Annotated in this window: 23 protein-coding genes, 3 pseudogenes and 1 riboswitch; of the genes and pseudogenes, 12 read left to right on the plus strand and 14 right to left on the minus strand. The window is 64.1% G+C overall.

Translation table 11 applies throughout. From position 1 onward, the window contains the following. Window positions 1-122 precede the first annotated feature (122 nt). Window positions 123-200, minus strand: a riboswitch (ZMP/ZTP riboswitch). A gap of 99 nt (window positions 201-299) precedes the next feature. Continuing rightward, complete coding sequence (locus BST15_RS21865) at window positions 300-788, plus strand: hypothetical protein (protein WP_131701204.1); 489 nt, start codon at window positions 300-302, stop codon at window positions 786-788. On the opposite strand, the gene BST15_RS18335 is transcribed toward BST15_RS21865, so the two are convergent. The 3 genes and pseudogenes from BST15_RS18335 to BST15_RS22865 all read right to left on the minus strand — a co-directional run. Next, window positions 781-1,134: a GrpB family protein gene (locus tag BST15_RS18335; RefSeq protein WP_052583552.1), complete on the minus strand. Its 354-nt coding sequence runs from the start codon at window positions 1,132-1,134 to the stop codon at window positions 781-783. The genes BST15_RS21865 and BST15_RS18335 overlap by 8 nt on opposite strands. Before the next feature lie 165 nt (window positions 1,135-1,299). Next, window positions 1,300-1,590 (minus strand): hypothetical protein, encoded by a 291-nt coding sequence (locus BST15_RS23195; protein WP_046189473.1) that lies wholly within the window; start codon window positions 1,588-1,590, stop codon window positions 1,300-1,302. A gap of 179 nt (window positions 1,591-1,769) precedes the next feature. Then, a pseudogene (locus BST15_RS22865) lies at window positions 1,770-2,144 on the minus strand (cytochrome ubiquinol oxidase subunit I); the annotation flags it as partial. A 565-nt stretch (window positions 2,145-2,709) separates the two neighbouring features. Here BST15_RS22865 and BST15_RS18350 point away from each other — a divergent pair. The 5 genes from BST15_RS18350 (at window position 2,710) to ltrA (ending at window position 6,387) form a co-directional block, all read left to right on the plus strand. Beyond that, window positions 2,710-3,315 (plus strand): TetR/AcrR family transcriptional regulator, encoded by a 606-nt coding sequence (locus BST15_RS18350; RefSeq protein WP_198528309.1) that lies wholly within the window; start codon window positions 2,710-2,712, stop codon window positions 3,313-3,315. A gap of 70 nt (window positions 3,316-3,385) precedes the next feature. Further along, window positions 3,386-4,099: a cysteine hydrolase family protein gene (locus tag BST15_RS18355; protein ID WP_046189476.1), complete on the plus strand. Its 714-nt coding sequence runs from the start codon at window positions 3,386-3,388 to the stop codon at window positions 4,097-4,099. Next, window positions 4,096-4,551, plus strand: a complete 456-nt coding sequence (gene cynS / locus BST15_RS18360) for a cyanase (RefSeq protein WP_046189477.1) — start codon at window positions 4,096-4,098, stop codon at window positions 4,549-4,551. Before BST15_RS18355 ends, cynS begins: the two co-directional genes overlap by 4 nt. Before the next feature lie 352 nt (window positions 4,552-4,903). Then, window positions 4,904-5,146 carry a hypothetical protein gene (locus tag BST15_RS22870; RefSeq protein ID WP_234708313.1) on the plus strand — a complete coding sequence of 81 codons (243 nt, stop codon included), beginning with the start codon at window positions 4,904-4,906 and terminating at the stop codon, window positions 5,144-5,146. A gap of 29 nt (window positions 5,147-5,175) precedes the next feature. Continuing rightward, complete coding sequence (gene ltrA / locus BST15_RS18365; RefSeq protein WP_234808430.1) at window positions 5,176-6,387, plus strand: group II intron reverse transcriptase/maturase; 1,212 nt, start codon at window positions 5,176-5,178, stop codon at window positions 6,385-6,387. Between the two features lie 113 nt (window positions 6,388-6,500). Here the strand turns inward: ltrA and BST15_RS18370 are convergent. The 6 genes and pseudogenes from BST15_RS18370 to BST15_RS18400 form a co-directional block, all read right to left on the minus strand. After that, window positions 6,501-7,737: pseudogene (locus BST15_RS18370) on the minus strand (IS256 family transposase); the annotation flags it as partial. A 793-nt stretch (window positions 7,738-8,530) separates the two neighbouring features. Then, the gene (locus BST15_RS18380) at window positions 8,531-9,499 is read right to left on the minus strand and encodes a PDR/VanB family oxidoreductase (RefSeq protein WP_052583555.1); all 969 of its coding nucleotides are present in this window, start codon (window positions 9,497-9,499) and stop codon (window positions 8,531-8,533) included. Then, window positions 9,483-11,204: a cytochrome b5 domain-containing protein gene (locus BST15_RS18385; protein ID WP_046189478.1), complete on the minus strand. Its 1,722-nt coding sequence runs from the start codon at window positions 11,202-11,204 to the stop codon at window positions 9,483-9,485. The genes BST15_RS18380 and BST15_RS18385 overlap by 17 nt, the downstream gene beginning before the upstream one ends. A 56-nt stretch (window positions 11,205-11,260) precedes the next feature. Next, window positions 11,261-12,172 (minus strand): catechol 2,3-dioxygenase, encoded by a 912-nt coding sequence (locus tag BST15_RS18390; RefSeq protein ID WP_046189479.1) that lies wholly within the window; start codon window positions 12,170-12,172, stop codon window positions 11,261-11,263. Between the two features lie 78 nt (window positions 12,173-12,250). After that, a complete protein-coding gene (locus BST15_RS23275) occupies window positions 12,251-12,577 on the minus strand; it encodes a 2Fe-2S iron-sulfur cluster-binding protein (protein WP_079459746.1) in 327 nt (108 codons plus the stop codon). A gap of 586 nt (window positions 12,578-13,163) precedes the next feature. Then, on the minus strand, window positions 13,164-14,537 hold the full coding sequence (locus BST15_RS18400; protein WP_046189480.1) for an aldehyde dehydrogenase family protein: 1,374 nt from the start codon (window positions 14,535-14,537) through the stop codon (window positions 13,164-13,166). A 195-nt stretch (window positions 14,538-14,732) separates the two neighbouring features. Here BST15_RS18400 and BST15_RS18405 point away from each other — a divergent pair, with 195 nt between their 5' ends. The 5 genes from BST15_RS18405 to BST15_RS18425 all read left to right on the plus strand — a co-directional run bounded on the left by BST15_RS18405 (window position 14,733) and on the right by BST15_RS18425 (window position 18,730). After that, a complete protein-coding gene (locus tag BST15_RS18405; protein ID WP_079459747.1) occupies window positions 14,733-15,602 on the plus strand; it encodes a 2-keto-4-pentenoate hydratase in 870 nt (289 codons plus the stop codon). After that, window positions 15,599-16,378: a 2-keto-4-pentenoate hydratase gene (locus BST15_RS18410; RefSeq protein ID WP_046189481.1), complete on the plus strand. Its 780-nt coding sequence runs from the start codon at window positions 15,599-15,601 to the stop codon at window positions 16,376-16,378. Before BST15_RS18405 ends, BST15_RS18410 begins: the two co-directional genes overlap by 4 nt. Before the next feature lie 46 nt (window positions 16,379-16,424). Beyond that, window positions 16,425-16,649 carry a tautomerase family protein gene (locus BST15_RS23280; protein WP_046189482.1) on the plus strand — a complete coding sequence of 75 codons (225 nt, stop codon included), beginning with the start codon at window positions 16,425-16,427 and terminating at the stop codon, window positions 16,647-16,649. Further along, window positions 16,646-17,404 (plus strand): alpha/beta hydrolase, encoded by a 759-nt coding sequence (locus BST15_RS18420; protein WP_052583557.1) that lies wholly within the window; start codon window positions 16,646-16,648, stop codon window positions 17,402-17,404. Before BST15_RS23280 ends, BST15_RS18420 begins: the two co-directional genes overlap by 4 nt. Window positions 17,405-17,467: 63 nt before the next feature. Beyond that, the gene (locus tag BST15_RS18425) at window positions 17,468-18,730 is read left to right on the plus strand and encodes an IS701 family transposase (RefSeq protein ID WP_046189483.1); all 1,263 of its coding nucleotides are present in this window, start codon (window positions 17,468-17,470) and stop codon (window positions 18,728-18,730) included. Between the two features lie 240 nt (window positions 18,731-18,970). Here BST15_RS18425 and BST15_RS18430 read toward each other — a convergent pair whose 3' ends face one another. Genes BST15_RS18430 through BST15_RS18450 form a run of 5 tightly spaced genes read right to left on the minus strand, consistent with a single transcriptional unit; the run spans window position 18,971 to window position 22,761 of the window. Continuing rightward, the gene (locus tag BST15_RS18430) at window positions 18,971-19,327 is read right to left on the minus strand and encodes a hypothetical protein (RefSeq protein ID WP_131701205.1); all 357 of its coding nucleotides are present in this window, start codon (window positions 19,325-19,327) and stop codon (window positions 18,971-18,973) included. 38 nt (window positions 19,328-19,365) lie between these two features. Next, window positions 19,366-19,788: a hypothetical protein gene (locus tag BST15_RS18435; protein ID WP_046189485.1), complete on the minus strand. Its 423-nt coding sequence runs from the start codon at window positions 19,786-19,788 to the stop codon at window positions 19,366-19,368. After that, on the minus strand, window positions 19,785-20,132 hold the full coding sequence (locus BST15_RS18440; RefSeq protein WP_046189486.1) for a hypothetical protein: 348 nt from the start codon (window positions 20,130-20,132) through the stop codon (window positions 19,785-19,787). Before BST15_RS18440 ends, BST15_RS18435 begins: the two co-directional genes overlap by 4 nt. A 2-nt stretch (window positions 20,133-20,134) precedes the next feature. Then, the gene (locus tag BST15_RS18445; protein WP_046189487.1) at window positions 20,135-21,604 is read right to left on the minus strand and encodes a neutral zinc metallopeptidase; all 1,470 of its coding nucleotides are present in this window, start codon (window positions 21,602-21,604) and stop codon (window positions 20,135-20,137) included. Further along, window positions 21,601-22,761 carry a helix-turn-helix domain-containing protein gene (locus tag BST15_RS18450; protein WP_082635010.1) on the minus strand — a complete coding sequence of 387 codons (1,161 nt, stop codon included), beginning with the start codon at window positions 22,759-22,761 and terminating at the stop codon, window positions 21,601-21,603. The genes BST15_RS18445 and BST15_RS18450 overlap by 4 nt, the downstream gene beginning before the upstream one ends. A 297-nt stretch (window positions 22,762-23,058) precedes the next feature. Here BST15_RS18450 and BST15_RS22420 point away from each other — a divergent pair. Then, window positions 23,059-23,252, plus strand: a pseudogene (locus BST15_RS22420) (hypothetical protein); the annotation flags it as partial.

Consider the following 23,252-nt stretch of genomic DNA (forward strand, 5'->3'; position numbering starts at 1 on the left):
CAAGGTTTTCGACCGCATGTCTTATGGAACTCCGCTGCCTGCTCGCGTGTTTCGGTAAGCATGGCTTGGGCGACACGTGCGCCATCAATGATGGTTGCGGGCAGGGTTCACTCCTCACAGAGGAGGAACACCCAGGCGGTCGATGCGTGCAAACGTCGCTTCCCGGTGGTGTCCCACCTGCGCCAGTCGTCAAGCTAACCGCCGAGTCCGGCGCCGCCAGAACGTCGAAACCGTTCAGTCGGTCAATTGCTCACAGAAACTGGCCCTGGATCCAGATGTCTTACTCTACCCGGGCGGGGGTGACCGATGATGTCGTCGAGCAATGCTGGATCGCAGCGCTGGGGCCGCTCACCCAGCGCCGTCGGGACGCCGGCCAAGTCCACATCACCCTGCCGGGCTCGGCACGCTCGACTGTGGAGTACCAACTCGCGCGGCGGCTCCCGCAGCTGCGCATTGCACGTCAAATGACCGCCTTTGGCGGGTCGGGTTTGTGGCTTGGGATTACGGGTGCGCAGGACGTGGACAGAAAGTATCGACACCAGCGCGACATCGGCAAAGCCAAGCCTGCCGGCGGCCAAAGCCGCTCGCGTAGCGCCAAGTTCATGTTCGAATCTGGACCAGGGGGCGGCACCGATTCTGGCCAGACCCCCATGAATAGTGCAACTTCAACGGGTCGCTATCGCAGAGCACGATTCGGTGTTCTGCCCCGAGTTCTGGGGGTCCGCGCGCAGCTGTCGCGGAACGCGATCTGCTGGTGCCGGCGCGGGCTGTCGGGGGTCATCACATGACGGTGGCGCTGGGCCGCCCGTCGGCGACTTTGACGAAGAAGCGCCGCCAGGGTCGCTGGTCGAGATCGGGATGCACGTGATGCCAGTTGTGGGAAGCCAACACCGCCGCGATCGAATCTGAATCCGAGAGATCGGCGACGGGCGCTTGAAGATCGATGATCGGTTTCGCTACGAGACCGGGTATCGAGGTGGAGCCGACGTGCTCGATGCGGGCGATCCGCCGAGGGGAGAGCAGCGTTTCGAGATGGTCGCGTTCCTGCTCACCGCGGAGAGCCCAGGCGGGATCGGCGTCGACGAGATCGACGGACTCGGTGGCCCAGGGTGGTGGACCGGTGTTGGCCGACATACCCTTCTCTCTACACGCTGCGCTAGATTCCACTGCCACTGCACATGACGAGGACCTGAGTAATCCGGCTCGCACCACTGAGGCGCGGCTCAAGACGGCCGCTTCTTGCGTGCCAGTTGCTCCAGTAACTCTGATCGCAGCGCCGTGATGTCGTATCCCCTGCCCTCATGGTGATGATGATGTCGCCTGAGCTGGCAGCCCTGCGAGCACGGTCGGCACCGCGCCGCGCTTGGGCACGTAATGCACGCCCTCCGGTGATAGCGCACCGCATTGGCGATCAGGCCACCGGGTGAAACCCGGGATCGGGTCTTCTGTCGCGACGTAGACGTCCAACACGACCACCTCATCGCCATGATCCAACGCGGCGCCGGACTCTATGGCGAACGTCCGCGAGTACAGGTGTGGCTGGAATGCGACGATCAGTCGTCCGCCAGCTGCGGGCGAGGCTGCTTTCATCCGTGGCAACGTGTTCGCCCACAACGCCGATCGACTCGCCCGCCGCGGCGGGCGACGATCCGGCGCTGCGCCCGCTACATCCTGCGCGGGCTGATGATCGAACGTGCTGTCAATGGACACGATCCACGGTCGCGGCGGTAACCCGGCAGCTGGGGTTGCACATAGTTGTGCGGTCCGGCTCATGGGTCACTATTTCGGCCTTTCGCCATCGTATCGGTTAGGCCTCGGTTCTCAGCTCTGTGATTGCTCCTAGTGTGGTTTTCGGCGGGTATCCGATTGAGCATTTGCGGGGTAGTTCAGTTCGAAGGCGGGCCTTTCGGAGCGGACGCGGGGCAGTTCGGTGAAGTTGTGTCGTGGCGGTGGGCAACTGGTGGCCCATTCCAGCGAGTTGCCGAAGCCCCAGGGGTCATCGACGACGACTGGTTCGCCGTAGCGCAGCTCTTTAACAAGTTCCAGACGAACGGCAGCATTGAGGCCGCTAAAGTGAAGGCCCCAATCGTGGAGACAATATTTTGCGTTTGGAAACCGTCGGTGGGTAAGTAGTCGGCATAACGGACCCTGACACTCTGACCCTCGATACGTGGTATACCGCCTCGTGCAGCAACGTAGTGATCAGGTGGGCAACCTCAGCCGGACGCAACGGATTTCATCGTGGGCACATGCTTCACGATCGGATCCGGTCAATCCCACGGCACGCCCCCCATTCAACGGGCCCCGGCACAACATCATTCACGGTGGCGCGGTGTGCAGCAAGCTCTCTGGGCAAGTCCGCTGCACGGTTTCCAGGCTGCCTACTCGGCTCGCATACAAGAGAGTGCATTCGGTCCCGAGCGCCAAGCTGGAACGACTGCCAAATCGACCCCACCAGCCCTCAATCACGCCCGGCAACACCGCTTGCACGGGCTGCACCGCGAACAGGCCGGGCGAGATCGGCGAGATTGCTGGCGTGCGGGAAGGCTGGAGACCCGCGGACGCGAGGTGAGCGCCCGGTTGGCTTCACGACTCTTCGTGAAATGTTGAGCTCGCGTTGTGCATATCCATCAGCTTGCCGTCGAGCCGACAGAGGTAGGCGACCGGTCAGCTACGATTGGCTGTGTGCCCCGCCCATCGAATCCCGACGTGCGTCGCCGCCTGCTCGAAGCGGGACTCAGCCTCATACACGCGCGTGGATTCACCGCCAGCGGGGTCAAAGACATCACCGATGTCGCAGGTGTGCCAAAAGGGTCGTTCTACGCATATTTTGCCAGCAAAGAGGCATTCGCCGCGGCGATCCTCGAACATTATTGGTCCGATATCGAAACGCGCCTTCTCCCAATTCTTGAAGCAGAAGGTTTGGCACGGGAACGAATCACACGCTTCTTCCACGCCCTCGCCGACGAGCACGAGGCCGGCGACTTCGTGCTCGGCTGCTTGGTCGGCAACTTGTCGCTCGAGCTTGGTGGTTCTAGTGAACCGGTGCGCGCCGAACTCCTCCGCATTCTCTACCGTTGGGATGAGGCTCTCGCCGAGTGTGTGCGCTCTGGCCAGGGTGAATGGGGTGGCGTCCGAGCGGATCTCGATGCGGCGGAGATCGCCCAGCAGCTGATCCAGGCGTGGGAGGGTGCGGCCCTCCGCGGGAAGGTCGCCCGCAGCCGCGCGCCATATGACAGCTTCGAAGCGGTCACCGTTCCTGCGCTTCTGCACCGATCTGTCCAGGGCCGGGTTCGGCGTCGGCGCGGTGCTTGAATATAGTCGACTGGTCATCTATTATTCATAGTGTCTCGCTCTTCCCTTTCCGGCACGTGAGGATTGCCCCATGACAGATCTGACTATCTACGCCGAACCAGACAACCCTGCGCTCCCAGGTTCTACCTTTGTGCTCAATCGTGAGCACGCCGCGCTGGTCATCACTGATCCGCAGATCGATTTCCTCAGCCCCGAGGGCGTCTCATGGGCGGTGTTCGGTGACAGCATCAGCGAGAACAACACCGTCGCTCACATCGGCGAACTGTTCGACGCCGCGAAGCTGATGCACATGACAGTTGCGGTGTCGCCGCACTACTTCTATCCCACCGACAAGCAGTGGCGGTTCGGCGATCCGCTCGAACAGTTCATGAGCACTGCCGGCATGTTCGGGCGCCGGGGCGCATACACGACGGACGGCTTCGCCGGCTCGGGCGCCGACTTCCTGCCCGCCTACCAGCACCACATCCATGACGGGCAAACCGTGATCGCCTCTCCGCACAAGATCGTCGGTCCCGAGTCAAACGACCTGGTTCTCCAGTTACGTAAACGCGGCGTGAACCAGGTGATCCTGGCAGGGATGGCTGCCAACCTGTGCGTCGAAGGCCACATGCGTGAACTCGTCGAGCAGGGCTTCGAAGTCGCCGTCGTCAAGGACGCCACAGCGGGCCCACGCCTGCCCGAAGGCGACGGCTACCTCGCCGCGCTAGTGAACTTCCGATTCCTCGCCAGCGCGGTCTGGACCACCGCAGAGGCCATTGCCCTCCTCAAGGAGGCTGACCGATGACCACCCCCCTCACTCGCGCTGACGTCACGGGACTCATTACCGCCGAGCGCATTCAGCGTGGGGTTCGATGGTCCCAAGTCGCCGAGGAGGTCGGCGCCAGCAAGGAATGGACGACCGCGGCGTGCCTTGGACAGATGGCGCTCGAAGCAGACCAGGCGCAAGCTGTGGTACGAATCTTCAACCTGCCCGCTGAGGCGGAGCACATTCTGCAGGCACCGCCCTATAAGGGCTCAATGCCTGCCGTCGTACCAACCGACCCGCTCATCTATAGGTTGCATGAAATGGTCGCCGTATACGGCCCAACGATCAAGGAACTCGTGCATGAGGAGTTCGGTGACGGCATCATGAGCGCCATCGACTTCCGCATCGATCTCTCCCGCGAGCCCGACGCGGCCGGCGACCGCGTCCGAATCGTCCTGAGCGGCAAGTACCTTGGCTACAAGGAATTCTGATCGGAACCCGCGGCTAACCGACACGAAAAGTTTCTCAGGAATTTGGTATAAAAAAGTACCACTGAGCGAGAATCGATACCCCATCCGTCCCTCAAACGCATGATCAGCCACCTCTACGAGCCCGGGGCTGGGACTGTAACCACAGCGAGGCCGCAGGGGCAGAGTCGGGATGCTCCTCGATCGAGCGAACACAGTGAACACGGAAGCCGTTGCGGGTCTGCCCTTTCCGGTGGCGGCCAGCGTATCGGGGGCCTGGGTGCACCGTCGGCCGATCGGCTCGCGGCGGGGCGGAGTTGCCGTAGTGCTCCGAGGTCGGGGGACCGGTCACATGGGGTAGGGCAACAGCGAGAGGATGCAGTTGGTTGCTGTAATGCCGAAAGATGCACCGCCGAAGGCGGCGCCGGCCGCGCGCCAGAAGGGTCCGTGGCAGCGGGTATCGGAGATGCAGGACAAGCTGCACCGTTGGGCGGTGGCCGATACTGGGCGGCGGTTTGGTGATGTGTTCAACCTCGTGCACGACCCGGCGACGCTGATCGTGGCGTTCGACCGGGTCGCGGACAACCGTGGCCGCAACACGCCCGGCTTCGAGGTGTGACTACCGTCAACGTCGAACAAGGCCTCGGGATGCCTAGGTTCCTGGACCAGCTCCGTACGTCACTCAAGGACGGCTCGTTTCGTCCTGTGCCCGTACGACAGCGCAAGATTCCGAAACCGGGTGGGTCGGGCAAGCTCCGCAAGTTGGGGATCCCGACCATTGCCGATCGGGTGGTTCAGGCCGCATTGAAGCTGGTGCTGGAGCCGATTTTCGAGGCCGACTTTCTTCCGGTCTCCTACGGTTTCCGGCCCCGGCGGCGGGCGTACGACGCGATCGCTGAGATTCAGATGTTTGGTTCCCGCGGTTATCAGTGGGTGCTGGACGCCGACATCGAGGCGTGCTTCGACCGGATCGATCATTCGGCTCTGATGGGCCGAGTTCGGTTGCGGGTCAAAGACAAGCGCGTGCTCGCGCTGGTGAAGGCATTCCTCAAGGCTGGGGTGTTGACCGAGACCGGCCGCTACGAGGACTCCGACACCGGCACCCCACAGGGCGGGATTCTCTCACCACTGCTGGCCAACATTGCGTTGTCAGTGCTCGATGAGCACGTGATGGCCCCGTGGCAACCGGACGGGGTGATGGGAACGACCTACCGACGCAACCATCGTCGCTCCAAGGGTCTGCCGACGTGGCGGATCGTCCGTTATGCGGACGATTTCGTCGTGCTCGTGCACGGCGAAGAAGGCGACGTGGTCGCGTTGCGCGAGGACATCGCGACCGTGCTTGCTCCGCTAGGGCTTCGATTCTCGGAGTCCAAGACGCGGATCGTGCACATGCGCGAAGGGTTCGACTTCCTCGGTTTCCGCATCCAGTGGAAACGTAAACGGGGAACACGGAAGTGGTTCGTCCACACGTTCATCACCGATCGGCCGTTCCGGTCGGTCAAGGCGAAGATCCGTGCTCTGACACATCGTGTCAGCCAAGCGGACATGGGAGCCGTCGTCGGCAGGATCAACCAGATCCTGCGCGGTTGGACCAACTACTTCCGGTATGCCGTGTGCAAGCACACGCTCAACCGGCTGCGCCGCTTCGTCAATTGGCGCATCATCCGCTGGTTGCGCAAACGGCACCGCTGGAGGTGGAAGGTGTTCCGCCGCAAGTTCACCACTCCCACGGGGAGGTGGCTTCCGATCGCGGCAGATGGGATCGAGGTGTTCAATCCGGCAGCGGTGACGGTCACCCGTTACCGATACCGCGGCAACAAGATTCCTAACCCGTTCCTGCGGCTGAGAACGGCCTGACGGCACCCGATCGTGGAGAGCCCGGTGCGTGGAGACACGCACGCCGGGTTCGGCGAGCGGCCCGGGGAAACGGAGCGGCAGCAATGCCGACACCGCGCCCCGGGCCGACTCAACCACCGCATCGTCCATCGTGCCCTGCCGGCACCGGTCGGGTCCAGCGACCGGGTCACCAGATAGAGGCATTTCAGGGCGGCCTGCTCCGCGGGGAAGTGCCCTCGGGCCTTGATCGCGCGGCGGTAGCGGGCATTGAGCGACTCGATCGCATTCGTCGAGCAGATCACCCGCCGGATCTCCACGTCGTAGTCCAGGAACGGGATGAACTCGTTCCAGGCGTTGTCCCACAACCGAATCACCGCCGGATAGCGCTGCCCCCATTTCTCGGCCAACTCGTCGAACGCCGAGCGGGCCGAGGCGGCGTTAACCGCGGTGTAGATCGGTTTGATATCGCGCTTGATCTCATCCCAATACTTACGGGAGGTGAGCCGAAAAGTCTTGCGTATCAGGTGAATGATGCAGGTTTGGACGATCGCCTGCGGCCACACGTTGCCGACCACCTCGGGCAAGCCCTTCAGACCGTCGCAGGCGACGAAGAAGGTGTCCTTGATGCCGCGGTTGCGTAGCTCAGTGAGCACGGCCATCCAGAATTTGGCGCCCTCACCGCCGGTGCCGGCCCATAGGCCCAGGATGTCGCGTTCCCCGCCGAGAGTGACGCCGATCGCGGCGTAGAACGGCCGGTTGGCGACTTGGCCGTCGCGGACCTTCACCACGATCGCGTCGATGAAGATCGCCGCGTAGGTTTCATCCAGAGGCCGCACCGCCCACTCGTTCATCTCCTCGAGCACTTTGTCGGTGATCCGGCTGATCGCCTCCTTGGAGGCCGAGGAGCCGCTTCCTCGAGACCGAGGCGCCGTAGATCTCGGCGAAGTGAGCCGAGATCTCGCCCGTGGTAAGCCCTTTGGCATACAAAGACAACACCACCTCGTCCACACCGGACAGTCGGCGTTGCCGCTTCTTGATGATCTGCGGCTCGAACGTCGCTGCCCGATCACGCGGCACGTCGATCTCGACCGGGCCGGTGGTGTCGGTCAGCACCGTCTTGGAGCGGGTGCCGTTGCGGATGTTGCCTGTCCCCGCGCCGGCCGGATCGTGTTTCTCATAGCCGAGGTGCTCGGTCATCTCCTCGTTCAGCGCGGTCTCCAGGACCGTTTTCGTCAGCTGCTTGAGCAACCCGTCGGGCCCTGTCAGCGACAGGCCCTGCTCCTGGGCCAGCCGGACCAACTCGACCGCAGCCTGCTGCTCTGCGGACTGCTCAGCCTTCTTCTTGGTCACATCATCCAGTGTCGTCATCACGGCGACCTTTCTCGCCGAGCATCGCTCAGCAGACCCGCCTGTCTGTCGTCACAGGTGACTAGCGACGAGCAAGAAGCAGCGCCGACCAGCGAGCCGGACGATCCGATCAAGGACAGCTCCGCGCCGTCGGGCGAAGACTGAACGTTCCTTCACCGTGGCGAGCGTCTGACGGAGCACCGGTTTCCTTCCATGAAGCACATGCCGAATGGGTCCGAGCCGCCTACGGGGTCCTCATCCAGACGGCGAAGCGCTACAACGACTACCTCACCTACTCGGACCTTGCGCGGAGCGTCCTTGGCGACTCGGGCATCCAGTACGGCGCGCATCAGCGGAGCTGGATCGGCAAGGGTTCCGGTCGCGATTGCAGACCGGAATGCGACCGAAGGTGGACCGCCACTGAGGGCGCTGTGCGTCTCGAGCGGTGACGAAACGGTCGGCGCGGGTTACGCATACGCGTTGAAGATCATGGGTCAGCCAAAGCCGAAGGATCTTCAGCCGCACGCTGCCGAGTCGCGGCTACAGTGCTACCGCTTCCATGGCGCCGACATGCCGGCCGATGGCGGCCAACCCACCCCGACACGCGCGGTCATCGCCAAACGCGTGAGGACAAAACCGCACGTCGGGAAACCCGTCATCCTCGGCCCCGTGCACTTCAGCCAACTCCCGCTCAGCGGGCAGTGCGACCCGTGTGACTAAAGCCGATCGCTGACCGGTCGTCATGAGCGACCGACGGTCGCGGTGGCCAGGTCTTCATCTCCACTTCTGTTGCGGCCCTTCCGCTCCTGCGATTGGCCTACAAGTCCAGGACCAGATTCGGTGTGAGTGCCCTGCTGATGCAGATCATCATCACAGAGTTCGATGCATGCTCTTCGTCGTCGAGGTAGACATCCCTGTGATCGGGAATCCCCGACAACACGGCGGTCTCACACGTGCCGCAATAGCCCTCCTGACAAGAGAACTCCACCTCGGGAACGACAGCCCGCACCGCATCCAGGATCGACTGCCCACCGTCGACGTGCACGACCACACCCGAGCGCTTCAACTCCACCTCGATGGCCCCCGACGGTCCCTCATCAACGGCTGCGGGACCCGTGAACCGCTCAATCTCCAGTCGCGGTGTACGACCGGCGGCTTTGACCGCGACCGACGCTGCATCCAGCATTGCAGCGGGCCCACACACATAGACCAACGTTTCCGGCGTCGCCGCTGCGATCAGCTCACCGACTGGCATCCGGCCAGCAGAGTCTTGCGGCCAGAGCGTGTACCGCGCCGGCGACAACTCGTCAACGCGTTCCCGAAAAGCCATTTGCTCAAGAGACCGCGCCCCGTAGTGAAGCCTCCATTCGGCCCCGCGCTGCGCCACCGAACGAACCATGGGAAGCAGCGGGGTGATTCCAATTCCACCGGCAAGGAAGAGATAGGAGGGTGCGTCGCGGAGGTGAAAGTTGTTTCGCGGCTTGCTGATCCTTAACACCAAACCGGGCTTGGTCACGCGATGCAACTCCGCCGAACCACCGCGACCGGCAGGCTGGCGCAGCACGCCAATGGTGTAAGACCGCTCGTCGGACCCCGAACCACACAGCGAGTACTGCCGCGTTATACCGCTGGGGAGACCCACCTCGATGTGCGAACCGGGCTGCCACGGCGGGAGCGGCGCCCCCGACGGATCGGTCACCCGTATCTCGGCGACGTCCGGGGTGAGTTGGCGAACACTGTCGACAACGACATCGATGCCGTCGGCCAGACTAATGTGCGGTCCCACGTGCAAACTCCTCCGAGGTCATTCGGTCGCCGGCGTAGTCGCCGATACAGAAGAGGCGCATGTGGCGCGTGGCTGCCTTGCTGTGGAAGTCACCGAATTCAGCAGAGGCATCCTTGCCTGCGTACAGCCTCGCCACGAAGGGCCCTCCCGGATGGCGGTCCTTCCACTCGGTGAGGTCATAAACCTTGCCGTGAATGATGACCCAGCAGTCCTCGAAGGTGTTGTGCTGCTCGAGTTCCTGTCGGGTCACCAAGCGATCGCCCGTCGCGGGCACGCTCGGTTTCCACAGGTTCATCGTGATCACCCGACGCGCCTCAGCACCCGCACCCGACGCCCGGTAATCCCACGGTCCCCACCGCCGAGGCGGAAGCCGGTCCCCGATCTCGCGGGCGTCGAACTCATAGATCCAGGAGTCGTCATTGCCCGCGCGTTCTTCGTGGTCGAAGAACGCGAAGTCTCGTTCATCCACGGCAGCCAGGATCTGCTTGCGCTCAGCTGAATCCTCGGGCTCGAGATGTTTGAACGCGACCTTCGACGCGAACTGGAACCGGGTCGCGCGGTAGTGGCGCACGCGTTCGTAATGCAGGAAGGCCGACGCGAAGTCGCTCTGGTGCAGCGCGAAGGCCTTGGCAAGGGCTGCGCTGTCCTCCATCGTCTGGGAGGCACCCTGACCCATCGTCGGCAACATCGGGTGCGCGGCATCCCCGACAAGACAGATCCGACCGTCCTGCCAGGACGTGAAGGCAGGGCGATCGTAGAGACCCCACTTGGTGGTGTTCTTCATCGCGCCGGCAAGTGCGACTAGGTTATCCATCCGCGGGTCGCCAGCCCACATTTTCTTGATGTGCTCGACGAGTTCGTCGACCTCGATGGTGCGCCAATCGCCCCAGTCATCGGTGAACTCGGTCGACTCGGGGTCATACCAGGTGAAACCGATGTTCAAAAGTTCGCCGCCGCGTACCCAATAGCTCATGGCGTAGTCGTCGTTGCGCTTGTACATGTCCATACACAGCTCGTCAAGCGGGTTGTGATCGAGCGGCCTCCCATCGGCTTTCCGAAGCGTCTCGACATCCGCGCGTGGAATCAGCCCGCGAAAGATCAGTGAACCGGTGAACCGCCGCTCCGGGGCCTCCGGCCACGTCAGCTCCAGCACCTTCGAGTGGATACCGTCCGCACCGATGAGGATGTCGCCGGTCGTGGTGGTTCCATCGGCAAAGCTGGCCGTCACACCCGCGTCGTGCTGCTCGATGCCCACCAGACGCTTACCCATGTGAACGCTGATCGGACTGGCAACGGGATACTCAGGCGCCAATTCACGTACCCGCTCGTGCAAACACATCAGCAGATCTTGACGGTGCATGTGATGGAACCCACCACCAAGTGCCCGCTTCTCGGGGGCGTTGTAGTGGAACGGCTTCCGCGAAACACTGAGATCGTCGTTGATCATCCGCGTCACGTCCAGGATCGAAGCGCGGCCGCCATCCGGCACACCGCTGGGCCCTTTGGGATCCCCCCCGTCGAGATCTACCCCGAGCCAGTGACATAAACGGGCGCCATTGGGAGCGATGTTCAGTCCAGCACCGGCCTCAGTCGGCACCGACGATTGCTCGAAGACCTCGATCTGGTCGAAGACCCCTTCAGCCTGCCGGAGGGCAATCGCGGTAAACAGTCCCCCGATTCCCCCACCAATGATGATTGCTCGCATCGGACTACTTTCTGTGTGTGCCTGCATATAAGTGATTGACGCCCAATAGATTTCCGTCAGGTCAGCGTGGTCATGAATTCGTCGGACAACTCCTGATGGAAGTAGAAGATCGACTTGGCCAAGTTGTCACCGGTCCAGGTGATCGGCCGCCAGTCCGGGAAGGTGGTATAGCCACCCGCGAAGATCTCATTACGATTACCGGAGGTATCGAAGAAGTAGGTCGTCGTCCCTCGGGTGACGGAATGCTGTGTGGCGCCTTCGTCGATCCGGACGTCGTCCTGGACGAGGATTCGGGTGCCGCGCAATATATCTGACCAGTCCTGGACGGTGTAGGCGAAGTGGTGAAGCTTGTTGTTTGGCCCCTTCAGCACCGCGAAGTCGTGTGGAGTGTTGCTGCAGAACAGGAATGATCCGAGCAACTCCGGCTTCGGCTCATTTCCCAGCACCCGCTCGGCTGGCTTGAAGCCCATGCACTCCTGGAAGAACCTTTCGATAACCTCCGGCTCCTCGGCCGTAATGACGGCGTGGTCGAGGCGGGGCACGTGCACGCCGATCGGGTTTCGCGGCGCGACATCGGGGTTCAGCAGGCCGAGTTCGTGCCCGACATACTCCGCCTCGGAGTAGAGCTCGACGAGATGGTCGGAGGGAAGGGTGATCCTGACACCGTCGCCGATCGCGAGATTCTCCCCAGCGGACATGCGCTCGACAGTGCAGCCGAAGGCGAGAACCTTCTTCTCGATCTCCTCGATGTCTTCGGGCTTCTCGCACTTGTAGCCCATCTTCACCAATCCTGCGCCACCCTCTTCCAGCACGACGGAGTGGTGGTCGTACTCATCCCAGGACTTCAGGAACACCTGGCCCGGCTTCTCTGCCATCACGGTCATTCCGAGTGTGTCGCTGTAATGCTTGGTCGCGGTGGTGAGGTCACTCTGCCGCACATGAACGTACCCAAGTCGCATTACACCCATGGTTGATCTCCTTCGCCGATTAGATTGTGAACGTTGCTTCTTCAGTGCCCGGTGGTTGCTAGGAATCTTCGTCCGCTCCTAAGCGGGCGTCGCAGTACGCGGTGGTGTTGCGGTAAAGATGCGGCGAGCAGGACCCCGCAGACGGATTTTGCAGTCGGTGAGGGCGTGCGCACGGCATGGAAGGCAGACCCCGTCCGCTACTTCTTCGGCCGTGAGCGCAGTAGCAGCGGCACCGACCTCGTGCGTTACCGTGCCGGAGACGACATCGGCCTTGCATAGGCTGCAGCCACCGCGGCGACAACCCGACCTCGGGGCGATACCGTGACGGCGCATGGCCGCAAGAACCGTCTCGCCGAGTTCGGCCTCGACAACGAAGCCACCCGGGTCGATTTCGATGATCGACATCGCGTCCCTCACCTTCTGTCGCGGCCGCTCGTCCGCCGCTCATTGGGAATTAGGCGACGCACGACAGGCCCGTGGTGGTGCTGCCCCATTTCTGCTCCTGTCTCGCGGCTGACCTACATACTCCAAACAAGGCGCTCTGTCTATCTACATCGGAGTCCATTGACCGGACCGGCGCGGACAGCCGTGCAATGTCAGGACTGCCCGCGGCTCGAGGTCGGACAGTCACATCGCTGGGTGCTGGATTTCAACCTGCTCGACAGCGCCCCATGACTTCTCGGAGTGAGTCGGGCGGAGGGCTTCCAAGTGCGATCCGTCATCGACCTTGATCACGTCGTCGATAGCCACCCGGCAGGTAAACGTACGCAAAGCCGCGATACGGGGTGTCTTCGCAGATGAATCTGGGGTCGGCAAACACATACGCCGGCTCAGCCCCATCCCCGTCGTGCCGCGAGCTTCCAATGACCAATGAGACGACCAGACGGGTCAACAGAGCAAACACCACCGCGCACACAACCATACCCCGTAGCGGAACCCATTGGAGCAGAACACTTGTTGCGTGCGTCGCAGGACTAGTCGCGTCCAATGTCTACGCGTCGACGAAGACTGTCACGCCGTGCGTGAAGAAGTCCTTCGCGGCAGGGCCTTGCTCACGGGAACCGAAGGACGACGCCTTCATCCCGCCGAATGGCGCCCAGAAGTCAACACCGGTGGTCGGAGCGTTGACGCGCACCATGCCGACTTCGCTGTGCCGGATGAACTGCAGCACCGCAGCCACATTCGCGGTGAACAGCCCCGCAGAGAGCCCGTAGGGGGTAGCTGAGGCGAGTGCCATGGCATGGGACGGGTCGTCAGCGCGTACGAGCGCGGCGACGGGGGCGAACACCTCCTGGTCGAGCAGGATGTCGTGCTCCGAACCGTCCACCTCGACCATCGTGGGCGACAGGACGTTGGTGTCCGGGGCCGCGTTGCCGCCGCAAAGCTGACGACCGCGGGTCTGCTTGAGTGCGTCGAGAGCCTCGGCAAGGGCGGCCTCTCCGATCACGGGCCCAGTCACCGTCGCGTCGTTCCCGGGGTCGCCGACCGTGAGCCGTTCGACGGCCTCGACGAGCCGGTCGCGCACCTCGTCGTAGACCGGGGCCTCCACGATGATCCGGCCGGTGGCGGTGCACTTCTGACCCGCGAATGCCATCGCCGACCCTGCGACCGCGGCGACGGCACGCGGGATGTCCGCATCGGCCAGCACGACCGACGGATTGCTGCCGCCCATCTCGGTCTGACACGGGATCGCGCGCTCGGCAGCTTTTTTCACCAGAGCGAGTCCGACCGGCGTGCTTCCAGTGAAGCTGAGCCCGTCAGCGCCATCGATGAGCCGGTCGACCACGGCCTTGCCACCGACAGCCAAACTCAGCAGTCCTGCGGGTAAGTAGACGGACAGAATCTCCACCAGCTTGGTGGCCACTCCGACAGCCTCCGACGACGGCTTGAGGACGACGGCGTTCCCCCACGCCAGAGCGGGGACTACTTTCCACAGTGGGATCGCGACCGGGAAGTTCCACGGGGTGACCACCGCAACGGTGCCCAGCGGACGGCGAGTGGTGAATTGAATGCCGGTCACCGTTGAGCCCGGCAGGGTGTCGCCGGACGGCATCATGATCGAACCAGCGTGATAGCGCAAGATGTCAATACCGCGCTTGAGCTCGCCGCGTGCCTCGACGACCGGCTTCCCGACCTCGCGCACGACGAGGTTGGTGACCTCAACCTTGTTGGCTTCGAGGCCGGCTGCCGCAGCGTAGAGCGCGTCCGCCCGGGCAGTTGCGGGCAGGGCGTTCCACTCCCGGCGTACGTCCCGCGCCCGGTTGAGGACGTCGGCGATCTCGTCAGCTGACGAGATGGGAAACTCACCGACCCGGTCCGAACGGTCGAAGGGGTTCGTACTGACGATCAGGGGGGTGGAGGTCATCGTCTCGCTTCCTCGGTGTGATGCCTCGCCGTGGGTCACCCTGGTGGACCTGGTCTTCGGCGGGCTCTTGCGCTGGTTGGGCCGCGAACGGCCTGGCTCTGATCGTTGCGTCGGGCACACACGAAGTCCCGCCCTCGGTCCACTGGGCGGTCCGGTTCGTTGTCGTGTGATTCAGCGGTCGCGATAGTTACCGGTATGACTAGTCCAACCAAAACCGAGGGCCGAGTCCTTGACGACGAGCAGATATTCCAACTCGCCGAGGAGCTCTACGTAGCCGAGACCTCGGGAGTTCCGGGCATTTCGATCAGTGAGCGACACCCGGAGGCGACGATCGGGGACGCCTACGCCATCCAAGCCGCCGGCACGAAACTGCGTGTACAGGCAGGTGAGTCCGTCCGGGGTCGGAAAGTCGGGCTCACCGCGAAGGTAATGCAGGTGCAATTCGGCGTGGACACACCAGATTTCGGTGTCTTGCTCGGATCCATGTTCCACCCCGAGGGCACGCCACTGAGCAGTTCTGCGCTGATCGCCCCGCGTGTGGAACCGGAGGTCTCCTTCGTCCTGAACCGATCGCTGCGCGGTCCCGGCGTGACGGTCACTGACGTTCTTGCCGCGACGGCGTTCGTCGTGCCTTCCTTGGAGGTCATCGACTCCCGGATCCGCGACTGGCAGATCACCATCGTCGACACGATCGCCGACAACGCTTCTTCTGCACGGGTCGTGGTCGGCGGGACGCCGACTCGACTGGTCGACATCGACATCCGCGCAGTTGGAGTAGTCCTGCGCCGCAACGGCTCGATCGTGGAGACCGGCGCGTCGGGTGCGGTTCTGGGCAACCCCGCCAATGCGGTGGCGTGGCTGGCGAATACCCTCGCCGCCTACGGGGTGCAGCTCGAGGCCGGCGAGCTCGTCATGCCGGGGACTTGCACGCGGGCAATCAACGTCACGCCAGGTGACACCATCCGTGCCCAGTTCGACGGTCTCGGCGACGTCACCGTGGGATTCGTCGACGACACCAGTGACAGACAGGTTCTCGCGTCGGCCGGTTCGGGGGCGGGAAGATGACCGATCTCAGTCTCGTTGAACTATCGAGCCGGCTCGACCAGGCAGCCACGACCCGTATCACCATCCCGCCGTTGACCGAGCAAACCGAGCTCACCGAAAATGCCGCCTATCAGATCCAACGCGGTGTGGTGGACGCCAGGATCGGCCGTGGGGCGCGGCTATTGGGCGGCAAGCTCGGACTAACCAGCCGCGCCAAGCAGATCGCGATGGGCGTGGACGAACCCCTCTATGGGTTCGTGACCAGCGACATGCTCGCCGACGGTTCTGAGCTGGATCTTGACGCGCTCATTCATCCGCGGGTGGAGCCCGAGATCGCCTTCGTGCTCGCCGAGCCGGTGCAGGGTCCTGATGCCACCGCAGCCGATGTCCTCGGTGCCACCTCATATGTCTGCGCCGCCCTCGACGTGATCGACAGCCGCTACCACGGGTTCTCGTTCACCCATCTCGACGCGATCGCTGACAACGCGTCCTCGGCAGGCTTCGCGCTCGGCACCGACCTGGTACGGCCGACTCTCGACTTGGCCGCCGTCGGCTGTCTACTCGATGTCGACGGTGTCATCGCCGACTCTGCCTCTGGTGCAGCGGTTTTGGGACACCCGGCAGCCTCGGTCGCCTTCATGGCCAATGCGCTCGCCCGCCGAGGGCAGCGACTCGAAGCCGGCTGGGTCGTGCTCTCCGGTGGGTTGACCGCTCCCGTACCGATGAAGCCTGGCAGTACCGTCACTGCCAGCGTGACCGGAATCGGAAGCGTCAGCTTGAGCGGCGTCAAGATCTGACGACGGGTCCCAACAGCCATGAGCAATCAAATGGAACGGAACGGATATGCCCTTCATTCAAGTGAACTTGGCCAGCGGCAGGACCCCTGAGCAGAAGCGAAACCTAGTCCTCGGCATCTCTCGAGCCGCCAGCGACGCCCTCGGTGTACCCGAAACCTCTGTCCGGGTCTGGATCGTCGAGGTCTCTCCCGACGAGGTCGCCTCCGGTGGTGAGATCCTGTCTGAGCGACTGCGTTCACAGGCATCGCCGGCGGTAGGGCAGGACGGGTGACCCACTTCATCCTGACCCACGGCGCCTGGCACGACGCATGGTGTTGGGCGCCCCTGATCCATGTCCTCGAAGATCGCGGCCAGACGGCGACGGCTGTTCAGCTACCCAGCGATGAGGTGGGCCAGGGCGCCGAGGCCTACGCAGCGGCGATCGCCGCTGCCGTGCAACCGACGGGCAGTGTCGTCGTTGGGCATTCATTGGCGGGGCTCGCCATTCCGCTGGTTCCCGCGCTCGCGCCGGTGAACGGCCTGATCTTTCTCGCCGCACTTCTGCCCGAGCTTGGAACCAGCTGGCGTGACCAGCTCAAGGCCGGCCGACCGATGGCGCCATGGTGGTATGACAATGGCTTACCCCGCCAACTCAAGGACTCCGACGGTCGGAGCCTTTGGCCATCGGATGTTGCGATTGACCTCTTCTTCCATGACTGCGAACCCGGGATGGCCGCCGCGTCAGCGGTGCGGCTGCGCCCGCAGGCTCCGACACCGGTCATCGAGCCCACCCCGCTCCACGAATTCCCGGACGTGCCCACCGCCTACGTCATGGGTCGAGACGACCGAGCGGTGTCTGCGGACTGGGTGCGAGCCACGTCCACATCGCGCCTCGGCGTCGAGCCGACTTGGATCGACGGTGGACACAGCCCGTTCCTCGCCCGTCCCACGACGCTTGCCGAACTCTTCATTCACCTGGCCGACCTGGAATTCACGTCCACTCAACGAAAGTCATCCCCGAAACTCTCACATCGCCCAGGCACCTAGTAGGACTTTGTTAGGTGGGCGTGTCGTCTGGACATTGCCTTAGACTCTCGAGAGCATTTGTGGGTGGATGATCTTGCACTGGGTCGGGTCAGCGAGGCGCTGGATGTGTTTGTCGCCGAGGTCTTCTCGTCGCTCAAGCGTAGTGATCAGCGGGCCAAGGCAGGCTTGTATGCGCGTGGGTTGATGCTGGATGGACGACGAAAGTCGATGCAGCCCATGGCGGCACGGCTGCAGGTGGATCATCAGCAGTTGCAGCAGTTCGTGACGACCTCGCCCTGGGATGTGGTGCCGGTGCGCAAGACGTTGTCCCGCAAGGCGTGCGATCTGATCGCTCCACGTTGCTGGGTGATTGATGACACCGGGTTCGCCAAGGACGGCCCGCACTCGCCGTGTGCGACCCGGCAATACTCGGGCACCCTGGGCCGGGTCGACAATTGCCAGGTCGCGGTGTCGGTACACGCCGCCACCGACGCGGCGTCGGCCCCGTTGGATTGGCGGCTGTTCGTGCCGCGAAGCTGGGATGTCGAGCACGCCGAGGATCCCGAGGAACGTGCCCGTATCGCCACCCGCCGCCGCCGCGCCGCGATCCCCGAGGATGAGCATCATCGCCGCAAATGGGAACTGGCCCTGGACATGCTCGATGAACTCATCGACTGGGGACGCACCCCACCCGCGGTGGTCGCTGATGCCGGGTACGGCGATATCACCGCGTTTCGGCTGGCCCTGACCGCACGCGGCATCCCGTACGTGGTGGCGGTCAAAGCTGCCACCAGCGCCCACCCCGGCGACGCGATGCCGGTCGCAGCGCCCCGCGCCGGGGACCGTGGCCGCTTTCCGGTGCCGGCCTACCCCGACCCGGCCGTCAGTCTCAAAGAGCTCACGGTGGCCGCCGGGCGTGGCGCAGCCCGCACCGTCACCTGGCGCGAGGGCACCAAGACCGGCCCCGACAACCCCGCCGCGACCATGGCATCGCAGTTCGTGACCCTGCGGGTCCTCCCGGCCAACCGTGACATTCCCCGCGGCGATGACGGGACGCTCCCCGAGTGCTGGCTGATCGCCCAATGGCCCACCGACACCGCCGAACCCACCGACTACTGGCTGTCCACCCTGCCCGCCGACACACCCGCTGCCGAACTCGTCGGGCTGGCCAAAATGCGTTGGCGCATCGAACACGACTACCGCGAACTCAAAACCGGACTGGGCCTCGATCACTTCGAAGGCCGCTCCTGGTTGGGTTGGCACCACCACGCCACCCTCGTCACCGCCGCACACCTGTTCCTCACCACCCTGCGGTTGACGCTCCCAAAAGCAGCCGGGCAGGACTGACCCTTTACGCCATCCTGCGCGAAATCCAACGCGCACTGGCCATCTGGATCGGCACCTGCCCACTATGCCACCACTACTTCCCCACCTAACAAAGTCCTACTAGACGGTCGCACAATGCGCTGCGCTACGCATGCTTCCTGCCGGCGATGCGCAGGTGAGGGTCTGCTCTTTGGTTCCAGTCCGAGGTGGCGCGGTGTTCAAATCCGTCGCACGCCAGTTCGGCGGCAGCGATCATCCCAATTAACCGTAGCCGCCGTCGTGCTTAATCCTGCCGCTGAGCCGTTCACGCCAGAGCCCGAGCTTATGGTTCCACACAGCAGCGTCAATCGGATCCTTCACGCGGGTGAAGCCCGGACCGAATGTTTCCCGCGCCTCGATGGAGACCTGCATCGCGGCCAGCAGAGTGGGGAGCGCCCCGTAAAACCAATCATCGTTACTCCGGCGCAGCTGCGAAAGGTGCTGCATCACAGCAGGATCACCCGGGTTGGCTTCTGCCAAGAGGTTGGCGGAGTCGTTTAGTTGGCTGATGGTGTGCTGCCCTGTGACCAGCTGACGCGCCAACGTCCAGATCTTCTCCTCCGGATTTATGGCGAACACGCCCTCCGCGGGCCCGTCCGAGCCGGATCCGGGCCCGCTCACTGCGGGCCCGATGCGGCCATCAGGGTAAAGGACACAGCGCCGACGCCGATATGCGCAGCGCTGAACACGAGGGGAATCGCCCAGGCCGCACGGCTCTTCACAAGCCGCACCACGATCAGCGCAAAATCAACCGCCGGCAGCGCCGCGGCCGACACCAGCACCATGCACAGACTGATGGTCGACCAGATCGGGTTCCCGCAGGGGCGGTAGGAGCACGGGTCCAGGCCCACCCCCGCGAACCCGACCACCATGACAGTGCCTATCGCCAGCACGATATGCACCGCCAGCAACAGGAACGCCCCGGCGGCATCGACTCCGCGGTGTCGCGGCGGCGGTGTCCATGCGGCCGTTGTCGTGGCGCCGTGCCCGGGTGCCAGTTGCGCGCCGGAACCTGCAGTGCCCCAGCTGGGCCGTGTCATGCGCGGCCCGCCTGGGCCAGGAGCACCAGCAGCAGCACCGTGTAGGCCACGTGGACTGCCGACATCGCCAGCGGAACCAGCCACGCCGGTCTGCGCATGCACAGTGCCGTAATGGTCAGCGCCAGGTCGATGACCGGCAGCGCGATGACACCGACGGCTGCGGCGAGCAGTACGAGCCACGTCCAGCTGGTGTCCGGGCAGACGGCGCTCTGGCAGTCCTGCATCGTCGTCACCGCGAAGGTCACCAGCACGGAGGCACCCCAACCGAGTGCGAGGTGGACGGCCAGCAGCGGGAATGCGATGGCAGCGTCGATACCGCGGCTGAGCCGCGTTGTGGTCGCCATGCTCATGGGAATCGGGTGAAGCAGCCGTCGACACTGGGATTGATCACCCCGGACCGGAACGCCATGATCCGGGTGAATCCTGCTGCGACGGTGTTGCCGTCGACCCCGGAGGAGGCCATCCCGTTGTTGAGCAGCCCGGCCACCGCTTCGTCGAAGTCGCCGGCGGTCAGCACGAGGTTCCCTCCGCTGGGGGCGTCGATCGGCTCGACCATTTTGCGTTGAGCCACTCCGGTGAGGCAGGCGGTGCGTACCGATGCCGCGGCGTCGGTCAGGTTGACACCGCGCTGCTGTTGCAGCGCCAGTGCCACCCGCGAGGTGAGCACAGAGATGGCAGTGTTGTCGCCCTGGACCAGCACGCGTTCTTTGGAGCCTGCTTGGCTGCCCAACGCTTGTAGAGCAGGCAGGTCGACGGCCAGGGTGTTACTCGACGGGCAATAGGACACCGGTGGTGTGGCTTTGGCGTCCGGGCAGGGCGGCGCATCCGCATCCAAGGTCACCGTCGGCGGTGAATTGAGCCCGTAGATGCCCGAGACCACCTCGGTGACCATCTGCACCATCTTCTCGTTGATCGGCGCTTCCCCACCCTGGTTCTGCTCGTCCTCCAGGATCATGGGCATATCGCCTCGGTTGGCTTCGATTTGCGCGAGATCCATGTCGGCGCAGGCTTGCACGCCGTCGATGAAGCCGACCTGGAAGGCGCTGATGCGGTCCAGGGCGTTGCCGTGCCCTTCGTGGACCATCTCTTGGTCTTCGGGCGTCAGGACGGGGTCGCGGATGGTGATCACTGCGGCCAGCACGCGGTTGAGTCCGTCGCTGGTGTTCAGTTCGAAGCGCTTGGAGTTACCTTCGGCGACCCAGCGGATGTAGTTGCCGGCGAAGCAGTCTGCCTGCTGTTCACGCACGATCACCGGGGTGGAGCGGTCGACGAGATCGCCCATGGTCTGTACCGCGTGGCCGTATTCGTGGGCCAGCAGTGCCGCGATGGACACATCGCCGAAGTACTCGATGCCGGTGGGCACCAGGCTGCCTCTGTCCCAGGCGATCAAATCCGCACCCGGGCAGAAGAAGGCGTTGGGTTTGCGAAACCAGTCCGAGCCACACAGGCGCGGCCCGAGTGGGTTGGTCGAATCATAGGAGGCGATGTTCTCGACCGGTTCGAAAGTGCCTGCCATCGGATCGGTGTAGTGCTGCTCCCAGAACTCCACGACATCGTTGACCGACAGCAGGCCCAGCGCGTCAGCATCGGAGCCGTCGCTGTCGACGACCTCGCCCTCGGGTTCAGGGGCATCCGGGCGCACACCGCTAGGTCCGTTGGCAACCGGCAGGCCGCCGACGGTGTCGGGATTGAACAGTGAGGACTTTGCCTGACCGCCGCCGTCCAGCGGCTTGGAGCAGCCGGTCATCAGTGTGGCTGCCAGCGCTGCGGCCAATGTGGCTGCCAGCAGTCGTGATCGTCTCTGTCGCAGCGTCATCGGGCACCCACCACGGCGATAAACTGCTCGAACGCGGCGCGGGCCTGCCCGCTTAGTGGGCGTTCAGCCTCGGCGGCAGCGACGGTGTCAACATCAGTGCCCGATGCGGCGGCCACCTCGACGGGAGTCAATCGGCTGCGGGTACGTACGGCTGTGAGGCGCTGGCCCAGCGTGGCTCCCGGTGCGCGGGCGGCGATGCCGGCCAGATCCTCCACCGAATGCCGGATCTGGCTGAGCAGTCGGGCGATCTCAGGACGGCCTGTGCTGGTGGTCGCGGCTCCGGAGATGGTGCGCTCCAGTCGGCGCAGCTCGGACAGCAGGGGGGCAATCTCGGCTCCGAAATGCGGGGCGCTCGTCGACGGCAACCCGGCCGCACGTGCCAGCAGCACCCGCAACGCGATCTCGGAGGCATCGATGAGGACCGCGACCTGCACGGTCGGGGACAGCACCTCGGTGGACTCTGCATCGGGTGCCGAAGCCCCGGCACGGATTCGGGCGATCGTGCCGGGCGACCAGTCCAGATAGCCCTCGATTCTGGTCAGCGTGTTCTGCCGCGGCCAGTGCTCACCGCGCTCGAACCGCACCAGCACGCTCTGGCTGACGATGTGCTCCTCGGCGAGCTTGCGCTGGGACAGTCCCAGCTCTTCGCGCCGAGCCGCCACCGCCGCTCCCGCCCGCGCGACCGACAGGTCAATCTCCCCGGTTAGAGAGTCTGCGGAGTCCGCGACCTCGCCGTCACGATCGTCCAGGTCGGCCAGGTCGGCCGCAGCCAGGGCCACCACCGTGCCCTTGGGCGTATCGGTAACCGCGGCCGCACTGCGGATACGGACCGCGATGCCGTCCACGCCGCCCATGTGGAAGGTGACCGACTCGGTCAGCGGGGTGGGCAGCGGCACCGCGTCGATGCGCTCACCATCACAGAAGGTGCCGTTGCGGGTGCCGGCGTCGCTGACCACCCATTGCTGCCCGACCGGTTCGATGCGCAGGTGGGTGCGCGAGATGGCATGCGTGGTGATGCGGATCTGCGCGGGTAATGCCCGGCCGATTAACACCGGTCCCTGATCGGGTCGGGCGATGAAGGTCTTACCCGCCACCTCGATCGCCAGCGCGGGCAGCTCGACCTCCGCCGGCGGCTCCTGGCATTGCTGCACTGTCACGTCCCCTCCTCGATCGCACTACATCCCCGGCCCTGCCGCCGTCGCGCGAGCACGACTTGTGGCCCAGCAACGCCCAAACCGTCGCAGAACATATCTCCAGCTAAAACGGCAAAACCCGTCCAGGTGAGCGGTGCTAGCCGGTGAGCTGTGCTGTTGCCGAATTCAGTGTTACACACCATGAGAGGGGGTCTGAGCGGCAAATAATTGGTGCAATGGGGGTGCAACGGATCATGCGATGATCGATGCGACGGATGGTGCAGGACAACTCATCGCACCGCGACATTTTCGGGGGGTTACATGAATCCGCAGGGGCATGGACAGCCGGGAGGCCGTGAACAACGGCCCTGGCCCGGGGGCAACCCGAACCGGGATCAGGCACCGTTTGATCAGCAGGAGACGCAGCAGGCGCAGACGTTCTCCCGACCTCAGCAGCCGCCGCCCCCGTATCCGCAGGCACCGCAGGGCTACCCCACACCCCCGCAGTACGCATC

This window comes from Mycolicibacter arupensis (genome assembly GCF_002086515.1).
Classification (GTDB): domain Bacteria; phylum Actinomycetota; class Actinomycetes; order Mycobacteriales; family Mycobacteriaceae; genus Mycobacterium; species Mycobacterium arupense.